Genomic DNA, 26,915 nt, shown 5'->3' on the forward strand with positions numbered 1-26,915 from the left:
GCCCTGAACCACTCCTAATTCCTGCAAGGCCATCGACATGACAGACACCCAGGACAAGAACTACATCATTGCCCTCGACCAGGGCACCACCAGTTCTCGGGCCATCATCTTCGACCGCGACGCCAACGTGGTCGGCACGTCGCAGCGCGAGTTCGCCCAGCACTACCCGCAGGCCGGCTGGGTCGAGCACGACCCGATGGAAATCTTCGCCACCCAAAGCGCGACCATGGTCGAAGCCCTGGCCCAGGCCGGTATCAGCCACGCCCAGGTAGCCGCCATCGGCATCACCAACCAGCGTGAAACCACCGTGGTGTGGGACAAGGAAACCGGCCGCCCGGTGTACAACGCCATTGTCTGGCAGTGCCGCCGCAGCACCGAGATCTGCGCCCAGCTCAAGCGTGACGGCCACGAACAGTACATCCGCGAAACCACCGGCCTGGTCACCGACCCGTACTTCTCCGGCACCAAGCTCAAGTGGATCCTCGACAACGTCGAAGGCGTTCGCGAGCGCGCCGAGCGCGGCGAGCTGCTGTTCGGCACCATCGATACCTGGCTGATCTGGAAATTCTCCGGCGGCAAGGTGCATGTCACCGACTACACCAACGCCTCGCGCACCTTGATGTTCAACATCCATACCCTGGCGTGGGACGAGAAGCTGCTGGATATCCTCGGCATCCCGCGGCAGATGCTGCCCGAAGTGCGCCCGTCGTCGGAAGTCTATGGCCAGACCAAGAGCGGCATCAAAATCGCCGGCATCGCTGGCGATCAGCAATCGGCGCTGTTCGGCCAGATGTGCGTGGAGCCCGGCCAGGCCAAGAACACCTACGGCACCGGCTGCTTCCTGCTGATGAACACCGGCGACAAGGCGGTCGCTTCGTCCCACGGCCTGCTCACCACCATCGCCTGCGGCCCCCGCGGCGAAGTGGCCTATGCCCTGGAAGGCGCTGTGTTCAACGGCGGCTCCACCGTGCAGTGGCTGCGTGACGAACTGAAGATCATCAACGACGCCTATGACACCGAGTACTTCGCCAGCAAGGTCAAGGACAGCAACGGCGTGTACCTGGTGCCCGCCTTCACCGGCCTCGGCGCGCCGTACTGGGACCCCTACGCCCGTGGTGCGCTGTTCGGCCTGACCCGCGGCGTGAAAGTCGACCACATCATCCGTGCCGCGCTGGAGTCGATCGCCTACCAGACCCGCGACGTGCTCGATGCCATGCAGCAGGACTGCGGCGAGCGCCTGAGCGAACTGCGCGTGGATGGCGGTGCGGTGGCCAACAACTTCCTCATGCAGTTCCAGGCCGACATTCTCGGCACCTGCGTAGAGCGCCCGAAAATGCGCGAAACCACCGCCCTCGGCGCCGCCTACCTGGCCGGCCTGGCCTGCGGTTTCTGGAGCGGCCTGGACGAGCTGCGCGACAAGGCGATCATCGAACGCGAGTTCAGCCCGCAACTGGACGAAGCGGCGAAAGAGAAGCTGTACAAAGGCTGGCGCAAGGCCGTGGATCGCACCCGCGACTGGGAAGACCACGACGCCTGACCCCCACCTTCGGTAGGCGCCAGCTTGCTGGCGCCTACCGCTATGGAGGTCGCATCCAGACTGGTCGTCCTCCCCTTCCTACGGCATCATTGCAGAATTTTTCCGGCTGCCCCCAAGGACCGCCCATGAATCTGCCTCCACGCCAACAACAAATCCTCGAGCTGGTCCGCGAACGCGGCTACGTCAGCATCGAGGAAATGGCGCAGCTGTTCGTCGTCACCCCGCAGACCATCCGCCGCGATATCAACCAGCTCGCCGAGGCCAACCTGCTGCGCCGCTACCACGGTGGCGCCGCCTACGACTCGAGCATCGAAAACACCGCCTACGCCATGCGCGCCGACCAGATGCGCGACGAGAAGCAGCGCATTGCCGAAGCCGTGGCCCGGCAGATCCCCGACCATGCCTCGCTGTTCATCAACATCGGCACCACCACCGAATCCATCGCCCGGGCGCTGCTCAACCACAACCACCTGAAGATCATCACCAACAACCTGCACGTGGCGGCGATCCTTGGCGCCAAGGACGATTTCGAAGTGCTGATCGCTGGCGGCACGGTGCGCCGTGACGGCGGTGTGGTAGGCCAGGCCAGCGTCGACTTCATCAGCCAGTTCAAGGTCGACTTCGCCGTGGTCGGCATCAGCGGCATCGACGAGGACGGCAGCCTGCTGGACTTCGATTACCAGGAGGTGCGCGTGTCCCAGGCGATCATCGCCAATGCCCGCCAGGTGATCCTCGCAGCAGACTCCAGCAAGTTCGGGCGCAACGCCATGGTCCGCCTGGGCTCGATCAGCCTGGTGGACTGCCTGGTGACCGATCAGGCCCCTACCCCCGCCCTGACCCAACTGCTCAACCAGTACAAGATCCGCCTGGACGTGGTCTGACGCCCCCTTTCTGCAGGCGCCGGCTTGCCGGCCCTGCACGATGTTCGTAAATGTTCATTTAATTGTCATCCGATCAGTTTTTTCTATAAAGACTCACTGGCGGCCGCCTGTTCATTGCGCTAGTATTTTCGCAAACGAACATCAATGTTCATATTCGATATGGACAGCCCAGGAGGCCTTGCTGTGTCCCAGCCCGTTTCGCCCCAACCCCTCGACTGCTACGACCTCGCCGTTATCGGTGGCGGCATCAATGGCGTAGGCATCGCGGCAGACGCCGCCGGGCGCGGCCTGAAGGTATTCCTTTGCGAAAAGGACGACCTGGCCCGGCACACCTCCTCGGCCAGCAGCAAGCTGATCCACGGCGGCCTGCGCTACCTCGAACATTACGAATTCCGCCTGGTGCGCGAAGCCCTCGCCGAACGCGAAGTGCTGCTGGCCAAAGCCCCGCACATCGTCAAGCCAATGCGCTTCGTCCTGCCGCACCAGCCACACCTGCGCCCGGCCTGGATGATCCGCGCCGGCCTGTTCCTCTATGACCACCTGGGCAAGCGCAAGCGCCTGGGCGCCTCGCGCAGCCTGCGCTTCGGCCCGGGCTACCCGCTCAAGCCAGCCATCACCCGCGGTTTCGAATATGCCGACTGCGCTGTCGACGACGCCCGCCTGGTGGTCGTCAACGCCATGGCCGCCCGCGAGAAAGGTGCACACATCCACACCCGCACCCGTTGCCTGCGTGCCGAGCGGGTCGAAGGCATCTGGGAAGTCGAGCTGCAACACGCCGACGGCAGCCTGCAGACCATCCGCGCCCGCGCCCTGGTCAACGCCGCCGGCCCTTGGGTGGCCAGTTTCATCAAGGACGACCTCAAGCTCCACGCGCCTTACGGCATCCGCCTGATCCAAGGCAGCCACCTGATCGTGCCGCGCCTGTACGAAGGCGAACACGCCTACATCCTGCAGAACGAAGACCAACGCATCGTTTTCTGCATCCCCTATCTGGAGCGTTTCACCCTGATCGGCACCACCGACCGCGAATACAGCGGCGACCCGGCCAAGGTGGCGATCACCGAGCAGGAGACCGACTACCTGCTCAAAGTGGTCAACGAACACTTCAACCACCAGCTGAGCCGCACCGACATCCTGCACACCTACTCCGGCGTGCGCCCGCTGTGCAACGACGAGTCGGACAACCCATCGGCAGTGACCCGCGACTACACCCTGGCGCTGTCCGCCGCAGCAGGTGAAGCGCCACTGCTGTCGGTATTCGGCGGCAAGCTCACCACCTACCGCAAACTGGCCGAGTCGGCGATGGCCGAGCTCAAGCCGTTCTTCACCCAGATGCGCGGCAGCTGGACCGCCGATGCGCCGCTACCCGGCGGCGAAAGCATGACCAGCGTGCAGGCACTGGTGGAGGCCGTGCTGGCCAGCCATGCCTGGCTGCCGCTGGATATCGCCAAGCGTTGGGCCGTGACTTACGGCAGCCGCGTCTGGCGCCTGCTCGAAGGCGTGAATGGCCCCGAGGACCTGGGCCAGGCCATCGGTGGCGGCCTGTTCACCCGCGAAGTGGACTACCTGTGCAACCAGGAGTGGGCGGTCGACGCCGACGACATCCTCTGGCGCCGTACCAAGCTGGGGCTGTTCACCAGCGCGAGCGAACAACAGGCGCTGGTGGATTACCTGCAACAGGCCCAGGCGAGCCGCGACCGCGTGCGAGCCGCCTGAAAACCGGCCGAACAGGCTAACCTGGCTGGGAGCGGGCGTAGGCCTCCCAGGCCAGGGTTTGCAGCAATTGCTGCTCGGCCTCTTGCAGTTCCTGCCTGAGCCTTTGCGCCAACGTCACGTACTCGGCACTGTTCGCCCCTTGCTCAAGCCCTTCCTCCAGGCGTTCGTGGAAGGGCTCGGCCATTGCTTCGAAACGTTCGGCATGGCGCTCTCGGGCAAATCGCTCCCAGAACGGGCGCTGGACCAGCGACTCGACCAGTACTTGCGCGTTCTCTCCACGCAACACATCTCTTTCCGCTGCGAGCAGGTCGCTGGTGCTGACCCCGGCGTATGCTTCGTAGTGCATGATCTCGGGCTGCATTGGCAAACCCAACGACGGAGTCAGTCGAACCCGATAGAACAGCCGGGTTTCGATTTCATCCACCAGCGCAGCGCCTCCAGCGCGCATCCGCTGCACATGAGCGTTGGCAATCCGGTCCACCGCATCCAGCCGATGCAGAGCACGCCCCAGGCGCAGCAACCGCCATTCCACTTGCTCGGGTGGCCCGCTCAGCACCGCCTGCTCAGCCAGCAGGGCCAGCTCAAGCTGGCTGAGCACCAGCAGCAGACGATCCTCGCAGGTTCGCTCACCGCCCGCTTCGGCATACACCCGCGCTCGCAAGCCCTCATGCTGCTCACAGGCTTCGAGAATGCGCCAGATCCGCCCGCGGTACACGTCCTCGGCAGCATGGAAATCCTCGGTATTGACGAAGTCAGCGATGAACCTGAACAGGTCGGCCGCTTCAGGTTCGTCTATCAGTCTTTCCCACAACGCTGATCGCAGCACGAGCCGTTCCGGCCGAGCCCCCCTGAGCATCCTTTCACGCAGCAAAGCATCCACCGCCGCGTGCTCGAACGATGCACTACCCCGTTCCCCCGGCGACAAGGGGCTCACTCGCCCATCCAGCTGCTGCAGGCTGGAACTGTCCAGGGGGTTGTCGTGCAGGCTCAACCGCTGCAACCCCAGGCGCCTGCCCAGCCCATGAAGATCCTGACGTAGCTGTCGAATCCGGTTGTCGCGCAGGTCGAGCAACGCACGCCAGGGCACGTGCAGCTCTTCAGGTACGCGTTCCAGGGCAGTGGCCCGCAGCGACAACCTGCGAAGATGGCGCAGTCGCCCAAGCTCCGGCGAATGCCCCAGCGGGTTGTAATCGAGCTCAATGCTTACCGCGCGCCGCAAGGCACCAAGACGGCGATTACCCTCGGCATCCATCACGATCCGATTGTGCGAAAGCCGCACCCGCCGCAGTTGCGTCAGGTGTTCAAGATCCGCTGGAATCTCTGTCAATCGGTTATGCCGAAGATCCAACTCGAGCAGATTGCCAAATCGACGCAGCCAGCCTGCCTGCAGATCGGCCAGATCCATGTCACGCAATACCAGGCGGCGGACATGGCTGAAATCGATATCATCGGGCAGTGTCGGCAGGCTGCCCACGCGCTCACCGACGATCTCCAGCACATAGTCGCCATCGCCGCCGGTGACCTTGCGCCGCCAGCTACGGCGCATGGCATTGGCCACACGCCGACGCCTGAGTGCGTCGAAGGGGCCGGACGCATCGGCGCGCCAGGCCTGCAACGCCGCGCGCAGCCGTGCCAGGCGGTCCTGCAACAACGCGTAATGGGTCCATGGATCGACATTCTGCTGCCTCAGCGCTTGCAAGTAGGCATCGAGTTGCAAGTTGGTCAGCGTGGGATAAACCTGCCGGATACCTTGCTCCAACGCCTGCCGACTGCTTTCACCTCGCCCACTGAGGGAATAGCCCAGACGACCGTCGGCGAACCGCCGGGGTGGGCGCAGCCCGCGACCGATGGGAGCCAGCCCGAGCAGCTCGGCCACTTGTTCGCGGTGAGTCGCGGTATGCGAAGCCAGGCGTTCACGCAACTGCCTCAAGTCGCCCAGACGCGCCGACTGGCTGGCATCGAAGCTCAGCGCCAGCGCCTGCAACAGATCATCCTGAGGGGTCGAGCGGTCGACGCCTGGCCCTTCCATGACCCGGTAACCCAAGCGCCCCTTGACGATCAGGCGTACATCACTGGCAGTGGCCGCACCGCACGCCACCCGCAAATCACCCGCGGCGTGGCCATCACGCAGCTCGATGCGTACCGCTTCAGGCCATGGCGCCAGGGCGTCGACCAGCCCGAAGGCCAAACGCTCGGTATCGGCGATGACGGCCTGGGGTTGCTGCAAGCCGGCGCAGGCACGATCCAGGCGGGCATCGCGCAAGTACCATCTGGCCCGCTCGGCCAGGGCCAACGGCACCCGCTGCGTGGCCTGCATCTGCTGCAATTGTGCGCTGTTGGCCTGTTCGAGGATTTCTTGCGCCCCGCGCACAGACAGCCCGGGGAAATCGCGAATGAGCACTGCCTGGCGGCTGTCCGGCACGACGCTGCGCTCGGCAAGGTAGCCCTCGAAGGCCTCACCCTGTAGCGCCGGAAACTGCTCATGCAGCGCATACCGCTCCAATGCATCGAGCAACCGGGCAGGCGCCACGGCATTCTCCAGATGCAACTGGCGCAACTGCGCCTGGGTATGACCTGTGATCCGCAACAATGCCTCGGCGGTGGCATCGTTGAGCGATGCGAAGCGGCTGCCCAGGCGCCGCAACAGGTATCCGTCCCCTTGCCAGTACTGCGGCTGCTCGAGCTCGTGGCGCCATCCGCCAGCACCGTTACCCTCAAGGCGCAGCGCATGGGCATCGGCGCGCTGCGGGTGAAGCAGTTGCCAATCACCTTGCACAACATCCTCACGGGCGTTATAAGCGCCGTCATGCAGCCTCACGCGACCGGGCTGGTACTCACCCGCCCCCAGCTCATCGGCCGTCACCCGATAGGTGGCCAGGTCCGCAACGCAGAGTTTCAATCTGCCGCCGGCGGTGCGCACGGGTGCAAGGCCATCGACGAACGCAATGCGCCGAGTCAACTGAATGGCTTCTCCCGAGGCCTTGCCGGCGAGCGTACCGACCACGACGGTCTGAGCCACATTGAACAAATGATCCAACGCCGCCTGCCGATCGCCGAGCTGCCAATCCTGATAGCCCTCGTAGAGCTCTTCGCCGATCTGCGCCGCCGCCACCACCAGCATCAGTTCCCCGAGCACCGGCACGAACAGGCCGATCAGGTTGAGCAGATCCAGCCCGGCGGCGGCATAGGCGTGCAGGCGCTCACGTCGGGACGCCGCGTCCTCGTCATCGGTCGGTACTGCCAACACCCGGGCATCGTCGAGAATCTTGCTCATCCGCGCGTTGCGAAGATGCACAAGCAACGGCGACGCGATCACCAGATTGCGCCCGTCCAGTTCGACGGCGGCGTTCGACTGTGTAGCCCTGAGCCGTGCCAGGCTGGCCATGAAGGCTGCCCGGTCGCGCTCCCCCAGGAAACGCCCGAAGAAGCGCCGATAACCAGGCTCGGCAAGCCTTTGCGCCAACACCTGGTACAAGGCATTCCACGAGCCATGGCGCGACACCGCACCGTGCGGATCACCCGGTATGCACGCGATCACAGCCTCGACCGTCGCGCCGCCGAGCTGGCGCACCTCCAGGGTCACCACGCCCTGTATGCGCTTGCCCAGCAGCCACAATTGCCGCGCCTCCACCGGCTCAGGCAGCGGCGCAACAACCGGCGAGGTGGTCAGGAACGGCACCAGGTGCAGGTAGCCACGTTCGTCCAGCCCCCCCTTGAGCAGCGCCGTCAGCGCCTCGACCTCCAGTTGCAGGCGTTGCTGCTCTTCGAACAGACGCTCGACAGCGCGTCCGGCCTCCCCTTCTGGCTGCAGCTTTTGCTTGAGCAGACGCTGGTAGCGGCCACCCAGGTCGAGCGCTCGGCACAGTCGGACGAAACGCTCGAAGGTAAACGCAAGGCCGACACCTTGGGCATCCACCAGACGCGCACGACGGAAAATCGAACGCTGCGCCTCTTCTTCGCGATAGTTGTGCAGGGCCGAGGCCAACAGCGGCTGGCGTGAATGGAAGGTATGCCGTGGCTTGGGCAAGTTGGGTGCGGCGCTTGGCAGTTCGACATCCTGGGCCATCACCACCCACGCATTACCCACATCGATCGCGCCGAGCCCCGCCTGCTGCAGCGCCTTTTCGAGCAGCGGTGCTGCGAAAGCGTCCAGTGCCGGCACGCCCTCGAGCAGCGTGCGCATGCGCTCGGCACACGCCTGCTGGGCCCGAAGCGCCGCATGCAAGGCCCGCAGGTGCTCGACTTGCGCTCCCAGCAACCACGGCGGCAGCTCCCGGGCGATCAGCCCGTCAATCGATTCGGTGAAGTGCGGCATTACGGCAGTCCTCGGGCAAAAGCCACAAGCAGACCCGTAACCGGCCGGCCGGTTGCGTTACTCCACTACCACACACCCATTCGGATTACCGAACGCACGAAAGCAACCTATTCGGTATTCCGGACGAAATATCTGCAACACAAACCGTAAGAAAACATTAATCCCCAGTGTTTTCGCGCCGTTATGATCTATGCCAGAGCTTGGCACGACTCATGCTCTACACTTGGTAGCCGAATGCACCCGCTTCATTGCGGTATTCGTTGAACGAAAGAGTCCGCCAACGGCTCCATAAAAAAAACAAACACGTCGAGGAAAATTTGATGCGCATCGTTCGTCAATTGCTGGGCGCCGCAATCGCGGCTGCAGTCATCGCATCGCCCGTCATGGCCGAAGAGCTGACCGGCACCCTGAAGAAGATCAAGGACTCGGGCACCATCACCCTGGGCCACCGCGACTCCTCCATCCCGTTCTCCTACCTCGCTGGCAAGCCGGAACCCGTGGGCTTCTCCCACGACATCCAGATCGCTGTGGTCGACGCCCTGAAGAAGCAACTGGGCACCGACATCAAGGTCAAGTACAACCTCGTCACCTCGCAAACCCGCATCCCGCTGGTGCAGAACGGCACCGTCGACCTGGAGTGCGGCTCCACCACCAACAACGTCGAGCGCCAGCAGCAGGTTGGTTTCTCGGTGGGCATCTTCGAAGTCGGCACCCGCCTGCTGACCAAGGTCAAAGACGGTCAGCCTTCCTATAAAGACTTCGCCGACCTGGCCGGCAAGAACGTGGTGACCACCGCCGGTACCACTTCCGAGCGCATCCTCAAGGCGATGAACGCCGACAAGCAGATGAAGATGAACGTGATCTCGGCCAAAGACCACGGCGAAGCCTTCAACATGCTCGAAAGCGGCCGCGCCGTGGCCTTCATGATGGACGACGCCCTGCTCGCCGGTGAAATGGCCAAGGCCAAGAAGCCGACCGACTGGGTCATCACCGGCACCCCACAGTCGTACGAGATCTACGGCTGCATGGTGCGCAAGGACGACCCGGCCTTCAAGAAAGCGGTCGACGAAGCCATCGTCGCCTACTTCAAGTCGGGTGAAGTCAACAAGAGCTACGACAAGTGGTTCCAGCAGCCGATCCCACCGAAAGGCCTGAACCTGAACTTCCCGATGAGCGACGAGTTGAAGAAGCTGATCGCCGAGCCGACCGACAAGGCCGCGGACGAGAAGAAGTCCTGATCCCAGGCAAGTAGTGGCCTGGTGCGCAACGCGCACGTTTCGATCCGACAGGCCACTTTTTAGTGTCTAACCTTTACATCCGAGGGCGTCGAACGCCCCCGGATGTATCAAGGTGCCCGTGAAACAACCGTCTGAGGGGAAATCCCGATGAATTACAACTGGGACTGGGGCGTGTTCTTCAAGTCCACCGGCGTGGGCAGCGAAACCTATCTGGACTGGTACATCACCGGCCTGGGCTGGACCATCGCCATCGCTGTCTCCGCCTGGATCATCGCGCTGCTGCTGGGCTCGCTGCTCGGCGTCATGCGCACTGTGCCTAACCGCCTGGTGTCAGGGATTGCCACCGCCTACGTCGAGCTGTTCCGTAACGTACCGCTGCTGGTGCAGCTGTTCATCTGGTACTTCCTGGTGCCCGACCTGCTGCCCGAAGGCCTGCAGGAGTGGTTCAAGCAGGACCTCAACCCGACCACCTCGGCACTGATCAGCGTGGTCATCTGCCTCGGCCTGTTCACCGCCGCCCGTGTCTGCGAACAGGTGCGCACCGGTATCCAGGCGCTGCCGCGTGGCCAGGAATCGGCCGGGCGCGCGATGGGCTTCAGCCTGTCGCAGATCTACATGAACGTGCTGCTGCCCCAGGCCTACCGGATCATCATTCCGCCGCTCACCTCGGAATTCCTGAACGTGTTCAAGAACTCTTCGGTAGCGTCGCTGATCGGCCTGATGGAACTGCTGGCACAGACCAAGCAGACCGCCGAATTCTCCGCCAACCTGTTCGAAGCGTTCACCCTCGCCACACTGATCTACTTCACCCTGAACATGGGCCTGATGCTGCTCATGCGCATGGTCGAGAAGAAAGTCTCGGTACCTGGCCTGATCTCCGTGGGGGGCAAGTAAATGGACATGGATTTCAGCGAAATCATCCCGGCCCTGCCTGCCCTGTGGGACGGCATGGTCCTGACCCTGCAACTGATGGTGATGGGTGTGGTCGGCGGTATCGCGCTGGGCACGATCCTCGCCCTGATGCGTCTGTCGTCGAACAAGCTGCTGTCGAACTTCGCCGGCGCCTACGTCAACTATTTCCGCTCCATCCCGCTGCTGCTGGTCATCACCTGGTTCTACCTGGCGGTGCCGTTCGTGCTGCGCTGGATCACCGGCGAAGACACCCCGGTGGGCGCGTTCACCTCCTGCGTCGTGGCCTTCATGATGTTCGAGGCGGCCTACTTCTGCGAAATCGTGCGAGCCGGCGTGCAGTCGATCTCCAAGGGCCAGATGGGCGCCGCGCAGGCACTGGGCATGAGCTATGGCCAGTGCATGCGCCTGATCATCCTGCCCCAGGCGTTCCGCAAGATGACCCCGCTGCTGCTGCAGCAGAGCATCATCCTGTTCCAGGACACCTCGCTGGTGTACACCGTGGGCCTGATCGACTTCCTCAACTCGGCGCGCTCCAACGGCGACATCATCGGGCGCTCCCATGAGTTCCTGATCTTCGCCGGTGTCGTCTACTTCCTCATCAGCTTCTCCGCTTCCTGGCTGGTCAAGCGCCTGCAAAAAAGGATCACCGTATGATTTCCATCAAGAACGTCAACAAGTGGTACGGCGACTTCCAGGTGCTGACCGACTGCAGCACCGAGGTCAAGAAAGGTGAAGTGGTGGTGGTCTGCGGCCCGTCGGGCTCGGGCAAGTCCACGCTGATCAAGTGCGTCAACGCGCTGGAGCCGTTCCAGAAAGGCGACATCGTGGTCGACGGCACCTCCATCGCCGACCCCAAGACCAACCTGCCCAAGCTGCGTTCGCGGGTCGGCATGGTGTTCCAGCACTTCGAGCTGTTCCCGCACCTGTCGATCACCGAGAACCTGACCATCGCCCAGCGCAAGGTACTCGGCCGCAGCGAGGCGGAAGCCACCAAGAAGGGCCTGGCCCTGCTCGACCGCGTCGGCCTGGGGGCCCACGCCAAGAAGCACCCCGGCCAGCTGTCCGGCGGCCAGCAGCAGCGCGTGGCGATTGCCCGCGCCCTGTCGATGGACCCGATCGTCATGCTGTTCGACGAACCGACCTCGGCGCTGGACCCGGAAATGGTCAACGAAGTGCTCGACGTCATGGTCGAACTGGCCCACGAAGGCATGACCATGATGTGCGTTACCCACGAAATGGGCTTCGCCCGCAAGGTCGCCAACCGGGTGATCTTCATGGACAAAGGCAACATCATCGAGGACTGCCAGAAGGAAGACTTCTTCGGCAACCCGCAAGGCCGCCACGAGCGCACCCAGCACTTCCTCAGCAAGATCCTGCAACACTGAGTGAGCCACGTCCGCTGCCTGCCCGGCAGCGGACGCTGGTCGTGACAAGGCCACTGTGATGAAATGCGACCCTTCGCTCCTTCGCCCTGCCCAGCCTGCCGTGAAATCCCGCCTGATCCGTCAATTGCTGCTACCGCCCCTGGTCATCCTGCTGATGGTCGGTCTGGGCATGGCTGGCTATCTGATCAGCGAGAGCAATGGCATCCGCACCCTCAGCGAAAGCGGCGAGCGCGCGCTGGAACTGCATGCACGCACGGTCGAAAGCGAAATCAGCAAGTACACCTACCTGCCCAGCCTGCTGGAGCTTGAAGACAGCGTCTCGCGCCTGCTCACCGACCCCGAAGCCGGTGATCGCCAAGCCGTCAACGAATACCTCGAAGGCCTGAACCGGCGCAGCCGCAGCCGGGCGATCTTCGTCCTCGACACCAACGGCCGGGTGCAGGCCACCAGCAACTGGCGCGACGCCGATTCCTTCCTCGGCGAAGACCTGGCGTTCCGTGCCTACTTCCAAACCGCCGTGCGCGGCGAACCCGGGCGTTTCTACGGCATCGGCAGCACCACCGGCGAGGCCGGCTATTACCTGGCCCATGGCCTGGAAGAACACGGCAAGATCATCGGCGTGGCAGTGATCAAGGTGCGCCTGGACACCCTTGAAGAACGCTGGCAACGCGCCCGCCTGGAAGCCTTCGTCAGCGACGAGAACGGCATCATCATCCTCTCCAGCGACCCGGCCCGGCGCCTCAAGTCGGTACGCCCGCTGAACCCGCAGATCAAGGAACGCCTGGCGCGCAGCCTGCAGTACTACTGGTGGCCACTCAACGAGCTGCAACCGCTGGCCCGTGAAACCCTGGCCGATGGCGTGGAGAAACTGACCTTCCCGGCCAACAGCGAAACCGCCCACGGCAAGCCCCACGAAGTGGCCTACCTGGCCCAGACCCGGCGCCTGGTCGACACCCCCTGGCACTTCACCCTGCTCACCCCGCTGCAGGACCTGCGCCGCGAATCCATGGTGCAGGGCATCCTGGTCGGCGTGGCGTTTGCCCTGCTGGCGATCCTGGCCATCGCCTGGAACGAACGACGCAAGGTGATCGCCACCCGCCTGGCTGCTCGCGAGGCGCTGGAAGAGGCCAACAGCCACCTGGAGCGCAAGATCACCGAGCGCACCGCCGACCTGCGGGCCAGCAACGAACGCCTCAAAGGCCAGATCCGCGAACGCCGCCACGCCGAACAGACCCTGCGCCAGGCCCAGGACGAGCTGGTACAGGCCGGCAAGTTGGCGGCCATCGGCCAGATGTCCACCAGCATCGCCCACGAGCTCAACCAGCCCCTGGCGGCCCTGCGCACGCTGTCGGGCAACACCGTGCGCTTCCTTGAACGCGGCGCACTGGAAACCGCCAGCGCCAACCTGCGCACCATGAACGACCTGATCGACCGCATGGGCCGCATCACCGCCAGCCTGCGCTCGTTCGCCCGGCGCGGCGACGACCGCGGCCAGGCCTCGCTGGAAAAGGCCGTCGAGGCCACCCTGCAGGTGCTGGGCAACCGCATCAGTGCCTGCCATCTGCAGTTGCACCGCCAGTTCGACGACCAGCAGCTAGCCATCGACCAGACCCGCCTGGAACAGATCCTGGTCAACCTGATCGGCAACGCCCTGGACGCCATGGCCACCCAACCGCTGCCGCAGCTGTGGCTGGAAGGCGAAGCCCAGGGCGACAAGTACCGACTGTGGGTACGCGACAATGGCCACGGCATCGACCCGGAAGCGCGCAAGCACCTGTTCGAACCGTTCTTCACCACCAAACCGGGCGAGCATGGCCTGGGCCTGGGCCTTACCCTGTCGGCCAGCCTGGCCACCGCCGCCAAGGGCACCCTGAGCGTCGAACACCCCGCCGGCGGCGGTACTGCGTTCGTCCTCGCCTTGCCCCTGGCCACGCCGCCCACCGAATCCGCAGAGCTCCCATGAACGAAGGGTCCCTATGAACCAAGCACCCTTGACGGTTTTGATCGTCGAAGACGATCCCCATGTGCTGCTCGGCTGCCAGCAGGCGCTGGCCCTCGAGGACATCGCCTGCGAAGGCGTCGGCAGCGCCGAGCAGGCACTGGAACGCATCGGCGACGATTTCGCCGGCATCGTCGTCAGCGATATCCGCCTGCCAGGCATCGATGGCCTGGAGCTGCTCAACCGCCTCAAGGCCCGCGACCGCAGCCTGCCAGTGGTGCTGATCACCGGCCACGGCGATATCGACATGGCGGTCGGCGCCATGCGCAACGGCGCCTACGACTTCATGGAAAAACCCTTCTCGCCCGAGCGCCTGGTCGACGTGGTCCGCCGCGCGCTGGAGCAGCGCGGCCTGTCCCGGGAGGTGGTCGCCCTGCGCCGCCAACTGGTCGAACAGAGCAGCCTGGAGGGCCGGATCATTGGCCGTTCGCCAGCCATGGAGCACCTGCGCGAACTGATCGCCAACGTTGCCGACACCTCGGCCAACGTGCTGATCGAAGGCGAGACCGGCACCGGCAAAGAGCTGGTCGCCCGCTGCCTGCACGACTTCAGCCGGCGCCAGGGCCAGCCGTTCGTGGCGCTGAACTGCGGCGGCCTGCCAGAGAACCTGTTCGAAAGCGAGATTTTCGGCCATGAGGCCAACGCCTTCACCGGCGCCGGCAAACGGCGCATCGGCAAGATCGAGCACGCCAATGGCGGCACGCTGTTCCTCGATGAAGTGGAGAGCATGCCGATCAACCTGCAGATCAAGCTGCTGCGCGTGCTGCAGGAGCGCACCCTGGAGCGCCTGGGCTCGAACCAGAGCATTGCCGTGGACTGCCGGGTGATCGCCGCCACCAAGTCCGACCTCGACGCCCTCGGCCAGAGCGGCCAGTTCCGCAGCGACCTGTATTACCGCCTCAACGTGGTGACCCTGGAGCTGCCGCCCCTGCGCGAGCGCCGCGAAGACATCCTGCAACTGTTCGAGCACTTCCTGCAGCAGTCGGCGCTGCGCTTCGACCGTGAGGCGCCACAGCTCGACAGCCAGACCCTGTCGCAACTGATGGCCCACGACTGGCCGGGCAACGTGCGCGAGCTGCGCAACGTCGCCGAACGCCATGCCCTGGGCCTGCCAGCGTTCAAGAAGGGCCCCAGCGGTGGCGCCAGCCAGGGCCTGGGCTTTTCCGAGGCGGTCGAGGCGTTCGAGCGCAACCTGCTCAGCGATGCCCTGCAGCGCACCGGCGGCAACCTCAGCCAGGCCAGCCAGGAGCTGGGCATGGCCAAGACCACGCTGTTCGACAAAGTGAAGAAATACGGCCTCGGCTGATCGGCAACCTCAACCTGGAAAGACAACGTGGACCTGGTATTCAAAGCGGCCCTGGGTGCCGGCGTGGTGGTGCTGCTGGCCATCCTGTCGAAGACCCGCAACTACTACATCGCAGGGCTGGTGCCGCTGTTCCCCACCTTCGCCCTGATCGCCCATTACATCGTTGGCAAGGGGCGCTCGGTGGACGATCTGAAGACCACCATCCTGTTCGGCATGTGGTCGATCATTCCGTACTTCGTTTACCTGGCGACCTTGTATGTGCTGGTCGACCGCATGCGCCTGGAGGCGTCGCTGGCACTGGCCACGGTGGCGTGGCTGATGGCGGCGACGGTGCTGGTGAGCGTGTGGGTGCGGATGCACTGAAGGCTCGAACTGGCATCGCGGGGCAAGCCCGCTCCCACGCAGTGAATTTCCCATAGGTCTATTGCGTGGGAGCGGGCTTGCCCCGCGATAGGTTCTAAAGCCCGGCGATATGCGTCACATCCTGCCGATGCGACTGCAGGTAAGGCAGCACCGCCCCCAGCAGCGGCTGCTTGAACGGCTCCTGGAAGCGATGCGCCAGCCCCGGTATCAAGCGCAACTCACTGCCCTGGATATGCGCCGCCAGGTGCACCCCATGCATCACCGGCAGCAGCGGATCGGCGGTGCCATGCACCACCAGCGTAGGCACCCGCAATTGATTCAATAACTCGACCCGGCTCGGCTCGGCGAGAATCGCCATGATCTGGCGCTTCACGCCCTCGGGGTTGAACGCCCGGTCATAGGCCTGCGCCGCCTGCTTGAGCAACACCGCGCGATCATCCTTCACCTGCGGACTGCCCAAGGCCGCCAGCAGGTCAGCCTGCTGCTCGATCGCCACCGCCCGATTCGGTGCATTGCGCCGCGCCAGCAGCTGCACCAGCGCCGGATTCGGTGCCGGCAACCCGGCCGCGCCCGAGCTGGACATCACCAGCGTCAGGCTGCGCACCCGCTCCGGCGCCATGGCCGCGAGGTGCTGGGCGATCATCCCGCCCATGCTCACCCCCAGCACATGGAACTGGCGGATCTGCAGCGCGTCCATCAGGTGCAAGCCGTCACCGGCCATGTCGGTCAGGCTGTAGGGCGCCGATACCGGCAGGCCCAGTTTGTAGCGCAGCACTTCGAGGGTGAGGTTGGCCGAGCCCGGCAGCTGGTTCCAGCGCGACAGGCCGACATCGCGGTTGTCGTAACGGATCACCCGAAAGCCCTGGCGGCACAGCGCCTCGACCACGTCGTCCGGCCAGTGGATCAACTGCCCGCCCAGGCCCATGACCAGCAATAACGCCGGATCCCGCGGCGCGCCGACGCTCTGGTAGACCAGGCTCAGCTCACCCAGCTCGGCACGTTGCACCGGCACCTGTGGGTTGCAGCGGTCGTCGGCGAAGCTCGCCGAAGCGCTAATCAGCAGAAGGAAGAAAAGTAAAAAAGCCCGCATGAAAAAAACACCAGAATGCAGATCCCCAGTAGAGCGCGAGTCTGATGAAATCCATTCGCTCGCGCTGCCACAAAACCGTGACAGTTTCATGAACCTTGCCGAGCGGTCATTGCCAAGCGGCGGTCGACAGGCCAGGGCAACATGAGGGAAACTCAACGCCATCCCGTTTTCCTCAAAGATTTTTCACGGAGCCCTTGTGCTGGAAATCCGTCACCTGAAAACCCTTCATGCCCTGCGCGAGGCCGACAGCCTGGTGGAGGCCGCCGAGCGCCTGCACCTGACGCAATCGGCGCTGTCGCACCAGTTCAAGGAGCTGGAGGAACGCCTGGGCCTGCCGCTGTTCGTGCGCAAGACCAAGCCGATCCGCTTCACCAGCGCCGGCCTGCGTCTGCTGCAACTGGCCGACGCCACTCTGCCGCTGCTGCGTGGCGCCGAGCGCGATATCGCCCGGCTGGCCGGCGGCACCGCCGGGCGCCTGCACATGGCCATCGAGTGCCACAGCTGCTTCCAGTGGCTGATGCCGACCATCGACCAGTTCCGCGACGCCTGGCCGGAAGTGGAGCTGGACCTGGCCTCGGGCTTCGCCTTCGCCCCCTTGCCGGCCCTGGCCCGCGGCGACCTCGACCTGGTGGTGACCTCCGACCCGCTGGACCTGGCCGGCATCACCTATGTGCCGCTGTTCACCTACGAAGCCATGCTCGCCGTGGCCAACCAGCACCCGCTGGCCAGCAAGCCCTACATCGTGCCCCAGGACCTGCTCGACCAGACCCTGATCACCTACCCGGTGGAGCGCGACCGCCTGGACATCTTCACCCGCTTCCTCGAGCCGGCCGACATGGAACCGGCCGCGGTGCGCACCTCGGAGCTGACGGTCATGATGATGCAGCTGGTGGCCAGCGGCCGTGGTGTATGCGGCATGCCGCACTGGGCGCTGCATGAATACAGCGCGCGCGGTTATGTGAAGGGCAAGCGCCTGGGTGAAAAAGGCCTGTTCGCCACGCTGTACGCGGCGGTGCGCACCGACATGCTCGATGCGCCGTACATGCGCGACTTCCTGCTGACCGCCAAGGACACCTCGTTCGCCACCCTCGACGGGGTCAGCGCGGTGCGTTGAGGCCTTGGCGCCACAGCGGCAGGATCAGGTCGCGGGTCAGCGGCGCCAGGTTCAGGCCTGGCGTGTCGCTGGCGGCCAGCCACAGCACTTCTTCGATTTCTGCCGCAGGGGTCACGGCCTCGGCGCTGTCGACACGGAACAGCTCGGCCTTGACCACGAAGCCTGGCTCATTGGCGGCCGGGGCGCTGAAACTGCCCAGGTGCGTGGCCTGTGCCGGGTCGATGCGCAGCCCCAGCTCTTCGTGAAGTTCACGCGCCAGCGCCTGGGCCGCTGACTCCCCCGCATCGATCTTGCCACCCGGCTGCATGAAGGCCAGGGTGCCGCGCTTGCGCACCAGCAGGGTACGGCCTTGCGGGTCGAGCAACAGGGCGGCGGCGATGTGGATGGTGTTGGGCATGGGGCAACCTCTGGGTGAACAAGGGCCGCAGGATACCTGATCGGGCCTCATCGCCGGAAAGCCGAGTGTCTTGGAACTGCACATGGCTCTTTGATTCAGCAAAGGGCCTGTGGGAGCGGCTTTAGCCGCGAACACCGGCAAAGCCGGTGCCATCCACCGCGTCGTCTGCTTCGCGGCTAAAGCCGCTCCCACAGGAAAAACGCAGGCAGACGAACGGCCCCTTGCCTATCCGCCTGCAACGCTCCATAACCAATCCATGAACCTCCCCGCCCATCAGCACCCGGTGCTCGGCCTGTTCCACCCCGCCGTGGCCACCTGGTTCCGCCAACGCTTCGCCACGGTCACCGAGGCCCAGGCCGGCGCCTGGCCGCTGATCCATGCGCGCCAGTCGATGCTGCTGGCCGCGCCAACCGGCTCGGGCAAGACCCTGAGCGCCTTCCTCGCCGTGCTCGACGAGCTGTTCCGCCAAGGGCTCGACCGCGACGGCGAACTGCCGGCACAAACCCAGGTTGTCTACGTCTCACCGCTCAAGGCGCTGTCCAACGACATTCGCCTGAACCTCGAGGCCCCGCTCGCAGGCATCAGCGCGCAGCTCGAGCAGCTCGGCCTGAAGGCGCCAAGCATCACCACGGCTGTACGCACCGGCGACACCCCGCAGAAGGAACGCGCGGCCATGCGCAAGCTGGCCCCGCATATCCTGGTGACCACGCCGGAATCGCTGTACGTGCTGATGGGTTCGGCGTCGGGCCGCGAAGGCCTGGCCGGCGTACACACGGTGATCGTCGACGAGATCCACGCCCTGGCCGGCAACAAGCGCGGCAGCCACCTGGCCTTGACCCTGGAGCGCCTGGAAGCCCTGGCCGGCCGGCCCTTGCGGCGCATCGGCCTGTCGGCCACCCAACGCCCGGTGGAGCGGGTAGCGCAGTTCCTGGTTGGCCACCAGCGCCCCTGCGCCATCGTCGACATCGGCCATGTGCGCCAGCGCGACCTGGCCCTCGAAGTGCCGCCGGTGCCGTTGGCCGCGGTCATGGCCAGCGATGTCTGGGCGCTGGTCTACGAGCGCCTGGCCGCGCTGGCCCGCCAGCACCGCACCACGCTGATCTTCGTCAACACCCGGCGCCTGGCCGAACGGCTCACCCGCCACCTGGGGGAGCGCCTGGGCAACGACGCCGTGGCCGCGCACCACGGCAGCCTGGCCAAGGAACATCGCCTTAAGGCCGAGCAGCAACTCAAGGCCGGCGAGTTGCAGGTGCTGGTCAGCACCGCCTCGCTGGAGCTGGGTATCGATATCGGCGATGTCGATCTGGTCTGCCAGATCGCCTCGCCCGGCTCGATCGCCGCCTTCTTGCAGCGGGTCGGGCGCTCTGGGCATCAGGTCGATGGCGTGCCCAAGGGCCGGCTGTTCCCCACCTCGCGGGACGAGCTGATCGAGTGCGTCGCCTTGCTCGACTGTGTACGCCAGGGCGAACTCGACGAATTGCATATCCCGGCGGCACCGCTGGACGTGCTCGCCCAGCAGATCGTCGCCGAAGTGAGCAACCAGCCCTGGGACGAGCGCGCGCTGTTCAACCTGCTGCGCCAGGCCACCCCCTACGCCGCCCTCGACCAAGGCCACTACCAGGCCCTGCTGCGCATGCTCGCCGAAGGTTTCAGCGGCCGCCAGGGCGTGCGCAGCGCCTACCTGCACCGTGATGCGGTCAGCGCCAGCCTGCGCGGGCGACGCGGTAGCCAGCTGACCGCCTTGACCAGCGGCGGCACCATCCCCGAAACCGCCGATTACGCCGTGCTGCTCGAACCCCAGGCGCTGAACATCGGCAGCGTCAACGAAGACTTCGCGGTAGAAAGCATCGCTGGCGATATCTTCCAGCTGGGCAACGCCTCCTACCGCATCCTGCGGGTAGAGCCTGGGCGGGTACGGGTCGAGGATGCCCGGGGCCAGCCACCGACCATTCCGTTCTGGATCGGCGAGGCGCCCGGGCGCAGCAACGAGCTGTCTGGCGCAGTGGCGCGGCTGCAGGCGCGCCTTGATGAACAATTGCAGGCCGGCGATTTCGACCAGGCGCTAAGCTGGCTGCGCACCACCTACCAACTGGATGAAGGCTGCGCCCAGCAATTGCTCGACTACCTCGGCCGCACCTGGCAGGTGCTTGGTGCCCTGCCCTCGCAGCAGACCCTGGTGATGGAGCGCTTCTTCGACGAGTCCGGCGGCACCCAGCTGATCATTCATTCGCCCTACGGCAGCCGCATCAACCGCGCCTGGGGCCTGGCCCTGCGCAAGCGCTTCTGCCGCACGTTCAACTTCGAGCTGCAGGCGGCGGCCAGCGAGGATGCCATCGTGCTGTCGCTGTCCAGCAGCCACAGTTTCGAACTGGACGAGGTCTGGCGTTACCTGAACAGCCGCACGGCCGAGCCGATCCTTGTCCAGGCCCTGCTCGACGCGCCGCTGTTCGGCGTGCGCTGGCGCTGGTGCGCGGCGGTGGCCATGGCCTTGCCGCGCTATGTGGGCGGCGGTGGCCATGGCCTTGCCGCGCTATGTGGGCGGGCGCAAGGTGGCGCCGCAGATCCAGCGGATGAAGAGCGAAGACCTGATAGCCGCGGTATTCCCCGACCAGATTGCCTGCCTGGAGAACCTGGTCGGCGAGCGGCAGATTCCCGATCACCCACTGGTCGAACAGACCCTCGACGACTGCCTGCACGAGGCCATGGACAGCGAAGGCTGGCTGGCGCTGCTGCGGCGCATGGAGGCCGGTGACATCCGCCTGCTCAGCCGCGACCTGCCGGCGCCTTCACCGCTGGCCTCGGCGATCCTCAACGCCCGCCCCTACACCTTCCTCGACGATGCCCCACTGGAAGAACGACGCACCCAGGCCGTGCTCAACCGCCGCTGGAACGAAGTGCACAGCAGCGACGACCTCGGTGCGCTGGACATCGACGCCATCCGCGCCGTGCAGGCCGAGGCCTGGCCGCACGCGGCCAACGCCGATGAACTGCACGAAGCCCTGATGAGCCTGGGGGTGATCACCCAGGCCGAAGCCGAGGCCAACCCTGGGTGGATCGCCCTGCTTGGGCAACTCACGCAGTCCGGCAGGGCCTGCCGCCTCCAGGCGGGCGGGCCGCCTGTGTGGCTGGCCCGCGAGCGCCTTGGCCAGATCAGCGCAGTGTTCCCCGGCGCCCACCTGGAACCAGCGCTGCCGGTGCTCCCGGGCTTCGACCAGCCTTATGCGCAGGACATCGCCCTGAGCGAGCTGCTGCGGGCCCGGCTGAGCGGCTTCGGCCCGTTGACCCTCGCCCAGATCGCCACGCCGCTGGGTTGCGCCCTGGGCGACTGCGAACAGGCCCTCGCCCGGCTGGAAGGCGAAGGTTACGTGCTGCGCGGCCAGTTCAGCCCGGGTGAGCGCGCAGTGCAGTGGTGCGAACGCCACCTGCTGGCGCGCATCCACCGCTATACGGTCAAGCGCCTGCGCCGCGAGATCGAACCGGTAAGCCTGCAGGACTTCATGCGTTTTCTGTTCGACTGGCAGCACCTGGCCGGCGAAGAGCGCCTGCGTGGCCCGCAGGCCGTGGGCGAAGTGCTCGGCCAACTGCAAGGCTTCCCGGCTGCCGCCGGCGCCTGGGAGGCGGAACTGCTGCCAGCACGGATCAAGGACTACAGCCCGCACTGGCTGGACGACGCCTGCCGCAGCGGCCAGTGGGCCTGGAGCCGGCTGGCGGCCACGGCCTCGGCCAGCACCTTGACCAGCACCCCCTTGGTGCTGCTGCCACGCGAGCAACTTGGGCTGTGGCGCAGCCTTGCGCCAACGCCGGATCCAGAGCAGCTATCGCCGCGGGGCCAGCGCGTGCTGCAAAGCTTGCAGGCCCACGGCGCCCTGTTCTTCGACGAACTTGCCCACGAGGCGCACCTGCTGCCCAGCGAGCTGGAAACCGCGCTGCAGGAACTGGTCGGCTTTGGCCTGGCCAGCGCTGACGGTTTCAGTGGCCTGCGCAGCCTGATCACCCCGGCGGCCAAACGCGCTTCGCGCAGCAGCCGGCGCGGGCATCCGCCGCTGTCGAGTTCCATGGCCCATGCTGGACGCTGGGCGCTGCTGCGCCGCGCGGGCAGCGAAGTGGACAAAGACCCGCGCCTGGAACATATCGCCCGCAGCCTGCTGCGTCGCTACGGCGTGGTGTGCTGGCGCCTGCTGGAGCGTGAAAGCGATGTGCTGCCGTCGTGGCGTGAGTTGCTGCATTGCTATCACCGCCTCGAAGCGCGCGGTGAGATCCGTGGCGGGCGCTTTATCGCCGGGCTTGCCGGCGAGCAGTTCGCCCTGCCCGAAGCCATCGGGGTATTGCGCCAGGTGCGCAGGCGCGAAGCGGACGGGGCGTTGCTGGTGGTGAGTGGTTGCGATCCGTTGAACCTGGTGGGCACGTTGTTGCCGGGGGCCAAGGTACCGGCGGTGAACGGCAATCGGCTGCTGTACCGCGATGGGGTGGCGGTGGCGTGCCGGGTGGCGGGGAAGTATCAGTATCTGGTTGATGTGCCGTTGGCTGAGCAAACGCTGTGGCACCAGCGCTTGTTGCGCTCTGGCAACTGACGCTATCGCGGGGCAAGCCCGCTCCCACGCTGGAACTCGTGGGAGCGGGCTTGCCCCGCGATGGCATTCGACTATTGCCCGGTCTTCCCGGAAAACCCGGCAAAGCGCTTGTTGAACCCGGCCACCCGCCCTTCCACCGTGGTCTTGCGCTGCTGCCCGGTGTACACCGGGTGCGAAGCGCTGGACACATCCAACGCCACGTAGGGGTAGGTCTGGCCATCGCTGTGCTGCTGGGTGCGATCGGTATCGACGGTCGAGCCGATCAAGAAGTACACATCGGCAGCGGTGTCATGGAACAGCACGGTGCGGTACGCGGGGTGGATGCCTGCTTTCATGGTAGATACTCCTCGGGCTCAAAGTGATACTTTATAACACATACTATCGCGAATGATTTTCGATACCCGTATTTTCATTTTTCCTGCGCCGCCCCAGGCTGGCCATGGGCCGGCCAGCGGGCTATGGTCGGGGTTCGCCCCAGGCCCTGAGCCTGACCGAGCCATTCGCAAGGACCCCGTATGAGCCTGTCACTTCTCAGTCGCTACGCCTTTTTCGCCGCCTGCGTGCTGTTCACCCTCGCCAGCCTGCCGTTGCTCCACCATGAGTGGTTGTGGCCGTTCACCCTGGCCACCGGGGTGCTCAGCCTGATCGGTGTGTTCGACCTGCTGCAGCAGCGCCACGCGGTACGCCGCAACTACCCGATCCTCGGCAACATCCGCTACCTGGTCGAAGCCATCCGCCCGGAAATCCGCCAATACCTGCTGGAGTCCGACAGCGATGCCCTGCCGTTCTCCCGCGCCCAGCGCTCGCTGGTCTATGCCCGGGCGAAGAATGAAGCTTCGGACAAACCCTTCGGCACACTGATCGATGTGTACGAATCCGGTTTCGAATTCATCGGTCACTCGATGCGCCCGGCGCCATTGGCCGACCCGGCCAGTTTCCGCGTCACCGTGGGCGGCCCGCAGTGTACCCAGCCGTACTCGGCGTCGATCTTCAACATTTCGGCCATGAGCTTCGGTTCGCTCAGCGCCAACGCCATCCGCGCCCTGAACCAGGGTGCCAAGCTCGGCAACTTCGCCCACGACACCGGCGAAGGCAGCATCAGCCCCTACCACCGGGAGCACGGTGGCGACCTGACCTGGGAACTGGGCAGCGGTTATTTCGGCTGCCGCACCCCCGACGGGCGCTTCGACCCCGAGCGCTTCGCCGCCCAGGCGCAGAACCCGCAGGTGCGGATGATCGAAATCAAGATGAGCCAAGGGGCCAAACCCGGCCACGGCGGCATCCTGCCCAAGCACAAGGTCACCCAGGAAATCGCCGAGACCCGCGGCATCCTGATGGGCGAGGACTGCATCTCACCGTCGCGCCACAGCGCGTTTTCCACCCCCATCGAGATGATGCAGTTCATCGCCCAGTTGCGTGAGCTGTCCGGCGGCAAGCCGGTGGGCTTCAAGTTCTGCCTGGGCCACCCGTGGGAGTTCATGGGCATCGCCAAGGCCATGCTGGAAACCGGCATCCTCCCCGACTTCATCGTGGTCGATGGCAAGGAAGGCGGTACCGGCGCAGCGCCGGTGGAGTTCACCGACCATATCGGCGTGCCGCTGCGCGAGGGCCTGCTGTTCGTGCACAACACCCTGGTGGGCTTGAACCTGCGCGACAAGATCAAGCTCGGTGCCAGCGGCAAGATCGTCAGCGCCTTCGACATCGCCAGCGTGCTGGCGATTGGCGCCGACTGGGCTAACTCGGCGCGCGGCTTCATGTTCGCCATCGGCTGTATCCAGTCGCAGAGCTGCCACACCAACAAGTGCCCGACCGGGGTCGCCACCCAGGACGCCCTGCGCCAGCGGGCGCTGGTAGTGCCGGACAAGGCCCAGCGGGTGCTCAACTTCCACCACAACACCCTGCGCGCGCTGGCCGAGATGTTGGCGGCGGCGGGGTTGGAACACCCGGCGCAGCTGGAGGCCAAGCACCTGGTGCGGCGCATTTCGGCGACCGAGATCAAGCTGTTCTCGCAGATGCATGTGTTCCTCAAGCCGGGGGAGTTGCTGACCGGCGAGGTGAATGGGCAGTTTTATTCGCGGATGTGGCAGTTGGCTCGGGCGGATAGTTTTGAGCCGCAGAGTGAGGTGGCGGCTTGAGGGGGGCTTTCAAGGGAGTTGAGTGAAGGCTAACAGGTGCTTGCCGGGGGATTGGGTGAGGGCCGCCAGGTGTTCGCCGATGTTTTTTCAGCGCCTATGAGATCGAGCGCCGCCCGCGCGGCGCATCGCTGGCAAGCCAGCTCCCACATCTGTTTCGGGCCAGTCACTCCTGCAAGTTCATCACTGTCCGCCTTGTTGGTTCGACTCGATATTGAGGTGGGCACCACTGGCGCCTTACCTGACTTGAGGCATGCACCAAGGCGGGCAGCGGTACTTCCACAGACATAACTGGCCCGAAACAAATGTGGGAGCTGGCTTGCCAGCGATGCGCCGCGCGGGCGGCGCTCGATCTCAAGAACGCTGCAAAGCTCTCGCCTGGCGCCTGGCCGCCCTTACGCGATGGTCAGCCAGGACCTCCAGGGGCATACCCGCTGATCCTGCGGGCTTTGCGCATTACGTCTGTAAGAGCGTGCATACTTCGATTGGGCCCAAAAAAGCCCCGGCACTGGCCGGGGCTTCGTTGATCAGGCGGCGTTACTCGCCACGCCTTGCGCCTCTTTCGGCGCCAGGCGCAAGCTGTAGTACAGCGCCGTCAGCAGCACCAGGAACGCCGGGCCAATGTACAGCGCCACGCGGGTCTCCTCGAAGTACGCCATCAGCCCCACCACCAGCACCAGGAACGCCAACGCCAGGTACGAGCTCAGCGGCCACAGCCACATGCGGTACTTGAGCGCGTTACGCTCGGCAGTGGACAGCCCGGCACGGAACTTGAGCTGCGCCAGCAGGATCATCACCCAGGTCCAGATCGCGCCGAAGGTGGCGATCGAGGTCACCCAGACGAACACCTTCTCCGGCACCAGGTAGTTGGCCAGCACGCCCAGCAGCAGCGCGCCGATCGACAGCAGCAGCGCATTGCGCGGCACGCCGCTCTTCGAGGTGCGGGCGAAGGTGGCCGGGGCCTGGCCGTTCTGCGCCAGGCTGTAGAGCATGCGCCCGGTGCTGAAGATGCCGCCGTTGCACGACGACAGCGCGGCGGTGATCACCACGAAGTTGATGATGCCGGCGGCGGTCTTGATGCCCAGGCGCTCGAAGGTCATCACGAACGGGCTGCCCTGGCTGCCGATTTCGTTCCACGGGTAGATCGACAGGATCACGAACAGCGCGCCCACGTAGAACAGCAGGATGCGCCAGAACACCGAGCCGATGGCCTGGGGGATGGTCTTCTGCGGGTTGCGGGCTTCGCCGGCGGTCAGGCCGATCATTTCCACGCCCAGGTAGGCGAACATCACCATCTGCAGCGACATCAGCACGCCGGTCACGCCGTTGGGCATGAAGCCGCCGTTGCTCCACAGGTTGGAGATGCCCATGGCCACGCCGTCATTGCCGAAGCCGAACGCGATCACGCCGATGCCGCCGAGCACCATGGCAATGATGGTGACGATCTTGATCAGGGCGAACCAGAACTCGAACTCGCCGAACGCCTTGACCGCGATCAGGTTGATCGCGCCCATGCTGCCCAGAGCCATCAGCGCCCAGATCCAGCGCGGCACATCGGGGAACCAGATGCCCATGTAGATGGCCACCGCGGTGATTTCAGCAACGCAGGTCACCAGCCACAGGAACCAGTAGTTCCAGCCGGTCAAGAAGCCCGCCAGCGGGCCGAGGTAGTCTTGGGCGTAGCGGCTGAAGGAACCTGCGACCGGGTTGTGCACGGCCATTTCGCCGAGGGCGCGCATGATCACCAGGATGGCCAGGCCACCGATGATGTAGGACAGCATGATGGCGGGGCCGGCCATTTCGATGGCCTTGGCCGAACCGAGGAACAGGCCGACGCCGATACAGGCGCCGAGGGCCATCAGACGGATGTGCCGTTCGCCCAGTTCGCGCTTGAGCGGGCCGCCTTGGGCGGACTCACCGTGGGCAGGATGGTTGCCGACTGGCATAGCAATACAACCT

The 26,915-nt window shown here is 65.2% G+C and carries 17 protein-coding genes and 1 pseudogene; 13 read left to right on the forward strand and 5 right to left on the reverse strand.

From position 1 onward, the window contains the following. Window positions 1–37: 37 nt before the first annotated feature. From glpK to glpD, 3 genes are all read left to right on the forward strand, one after another. On the forward strand, window positions 38–1,537 hold the full coding sequence (gene glpK, locus ACQ4N9_RS03175) for a glycerol kinase GlpK (RefSeq protein WP_390969478.1): 1,500 nt from the start codon (window positions 38–40) through the stop codon (window positions 1,535–1,537). 125 nt (window positions 1,538–1,662) lie between these two features. Continuing rightward, complete coding sequence (gene glpR / locus ACQ4N9_RS03180; protein WP_110995134.1) at window positions 1,663–2,418, forward strand: DNA-binding transcriptional repressor GlpR; 756 nt, start codon at window positions 1,663–1,665, stop codon at window positions 2,416–2,418. A gap of 183 nt (window positions 2,419–2,601) precedes the next feature. After that, window positions 2,602–4,134, forward strand: coding sequence for a glycerol-3-phosphate dehydrogenase (gene glpD / locus ACQ4N9_RS03185; protein ID WP_390969481.1), 1,533 nt, complete (start codon window positions 2,602–2,604; stop codon window positions 4,132–4,134). Window positions 4,135–4,150: 16 nt separating this feature from the next. Here glpD and ACQ4N9_RS03190 read toward each other — a convergent pair whose 3' ends face one another. After that, on the reverse strand, window positions 4,151–8,449 hold the full coding sequence (locus tag ACQ4N9_RS03190) for an NEL-type E3 ubiquitin ligase domain-containing protein (protein ID WP_390969483.1): 4,299 nt from the start codon (window positions 8,447–8,449) through the stop codon (window positions 4,151–4,153). 320 nt (window positions 8,450–8,769) lie between these two features. Between ACQ4N9_RS03190 and ACQ4N9_RS03195 the strand changes: the two genes are divergently transcribed. From ACQ4N9_RS03195 to ACQ4N9_RS03225, 7 genes are all read left to right on the forward strand, one after another. Next, window positions 8,770–9,687 (forward strand): glutamate/aspartate ABC transporter substrate-binding protein, encoded by a 918-nt coding sequence (locus ACQ4N9_RS03195; RefSeq protein WP_390969485.1) that lies wholly within the window; start codon window positions 8,770–8,772, stop codon window positions 9,685–9,687. A gap of 147 nt (window positions 9,688–9,834) precedes the next feature. Next, complete coding sequence (locus tag ACQ4N9_RS03200) at window positions 9,835–10,581, forward strand: amino acid ABC transporter permease (protein ID WP_125462844.1); 747 nt, start codon at window positions 9,835–9,837, stop codon at window positions 10,579–10,581. Continuing rightward, complete coding sequence (locus tag ACQ4N9_RS03205) at window positions 10,582–11,253, forward strand: amino acid ABC transporter permease (protein ID WP_110995130.1); 672 nt, start codon at window positions 10,582–10,584, stop codon at window positions 11,251–11,253. It abuts the gene before it with no gap. Further along, window positions 11,250–11,984 carry an amino acid ABC transporter ATP-binding protein gene (locus tag ACQ4N9_RS03210; RefSeq protein ID WP_110995129.1) on the forward strand — a complete coding sequence of 245 codons (735 nt, stop codon included), beginning with the start codon at window positions 11,250–11,252 and terminating at the stop codon, window positions 11,982–11,984. Before ACQ4N9_RS03205 ends, ACQ4N9_RS03210 begins: the two co-directional genes overlap by 4 nt. Before the next feature lie 58 nt (window positions 11,985–12,042). Continuing rightward, on the forward strand, window positions 12,043–13,947 hold the full coding sequence (locus tag ACQ4N9_RS03215; protein WP_390969488.1) for a sensor histidine kinase: 1,905 nt from the start codon (window positions 12,043–12,045) through the stop codon (window positions 13,945–13,947). A gap of 13 nt (window positions 13,948–13,960) precedes the next feature. Next, entirely contained in the window at window positions 13,961–15,289 is a 1,329-nt protein-coding gene (locus tag ACQ4N9_RS03220; protein WP_390969490.1) for a sigma-54-dependent transcriptional regulator, read from the forward strand. A 27-nt stretch (window positions 15,290–15,316) separates the two neighbouring features. Continuing rightward, on the forward strand, window positions 15,317–15,652 hold the full coding sequence (locus ACQ4N9_RS03225; protein WP_125462840.1) for a GlpM family protein: 336 nt from the start codon (window positions 15,317–15,319) through the stop codon (window positions 15,650–15,652). Window positions 15,653–15,746: 94 nt separating this feature from the next. On the opposite strand, the gene ACQ4N9_RS03230 is transcribed toward ACQ4N9_RS03225, so the two are convergent. Then, window positions 15,747–16,742 (reverse strand): alpha/beta fold hydrolase, encoded by a 996-nt coding sequence (locus ACQ4N9_RS03230; RefSeq protein WP_390969492.1) that lies wholly within the window; start codon window positions 16,740–16,742, stop codon window positions 15,747–15,749. Between the two features lie 196 nt (window positions 16,743–16,938). On the opposite strand from ACQ4N9_RS03230, the gene metR reads away from it, so the two are divergent. Continuing rightward, entirely contained in the window at window positions 16,939–17,856 is a 918-nt protein-coding gene (gene metR / locus ACQ4N9_RS03235; protein WP_125857620.1) for a transcriptional regulator MetR, read from the forward strand. Here the strand turns inward: metR and ACQ4N9_RS03240 are convergent. Next, the gene (locus ACQ4N9_RS03240) at window positions 17,840–18,253 is read right to left on the reverse strand and encodes an NUDIX hydrolase (protein ID WP_347149803.1); all 414 of its coding nucleotides are present in this window, start codon (window positions 18,251–18,253) and stop codon (window positions 17,840–17,842) included. The two genes, metR and ACQ4N9_RS03240, sit on opposite strands and share 17 nt — an antisense overlap. 256 nt (window positions 18,254–18,509) lie before the next feature. Here ACQ4N9_RS03240 and ACQ4N9_RS03245 point away from each other — a divergent pair. After that, window positions 18,510–22,824: pseudogene (locus ACQ4N9_RS03245) on the forward strand (DEAD/DEAH box helicase). Window positions 22,825–22,895: 71 nt separating this feature from the next. Here the strand turns inward: ACQ4N9_RS03245 and ACQ4N9_RS03250 are convergent. After that, on the reverse strand, window positions 22,896–23,159 hold the full coding sequence (locus ACQ4N9_RS03250; protein WP_110995121.1) for a type B 50S ribosomal protein L31: 264 nt from the start codon (window positions 23,157–23,159) through the stop codon (window positions 22,896–22,898). A 180-nt stretch (window positions 23,160–23,339) separates the two neighbouring features. Between ACQ4N9_RS03250 and ACQ4N9_RS03255 the strand changes: the two genes are divergently transcribed. Further along, on the forward strand, window positions 23,340–24,959 hold the full coding sequence (locus tag ACQ4N9_RS03255; RefSeq protein WP_390969497.1) for an FMN-binding glutamate synthase family protein: 1,620 nt from the start codon (window positions 23,340–23,342) through the stop codon (window positions 24,957–24,959). A 524-nt stretch (window positions 24,960–25,483) separates the two neighbouring features. Here ACQ4N9_RS03255 and ACQ4N9_RS03260 read toward each other — a convergent pair. Further along, the gene (locus ACQ4N9_RS03260; RefSeq protein ID WP_390969499.1) at window positions 25,484–26,902 is read right to left on the reverse strand and encodes an amino acid permease; all 1,419 of its coding nucleotides are present in this window, start codon (window positions 26,900–26,902) and stop codon (window positions 25,484–25,486) included. Between the last annotated feature and the right edge of the window lie 13 nt (window positions 26,903–26,915).

The sequence above is a fragment of the Pseudomonas sp. ES1 genome, from assembly GCF_050586605.1.
Lineage (GTDB): Bacteria > Pseudomonadota > Gammaproteobacteria > Pseudomonadales > Pseudomonadaceae > Aquipseudomonas > Aquipseudomonas sichuanensis.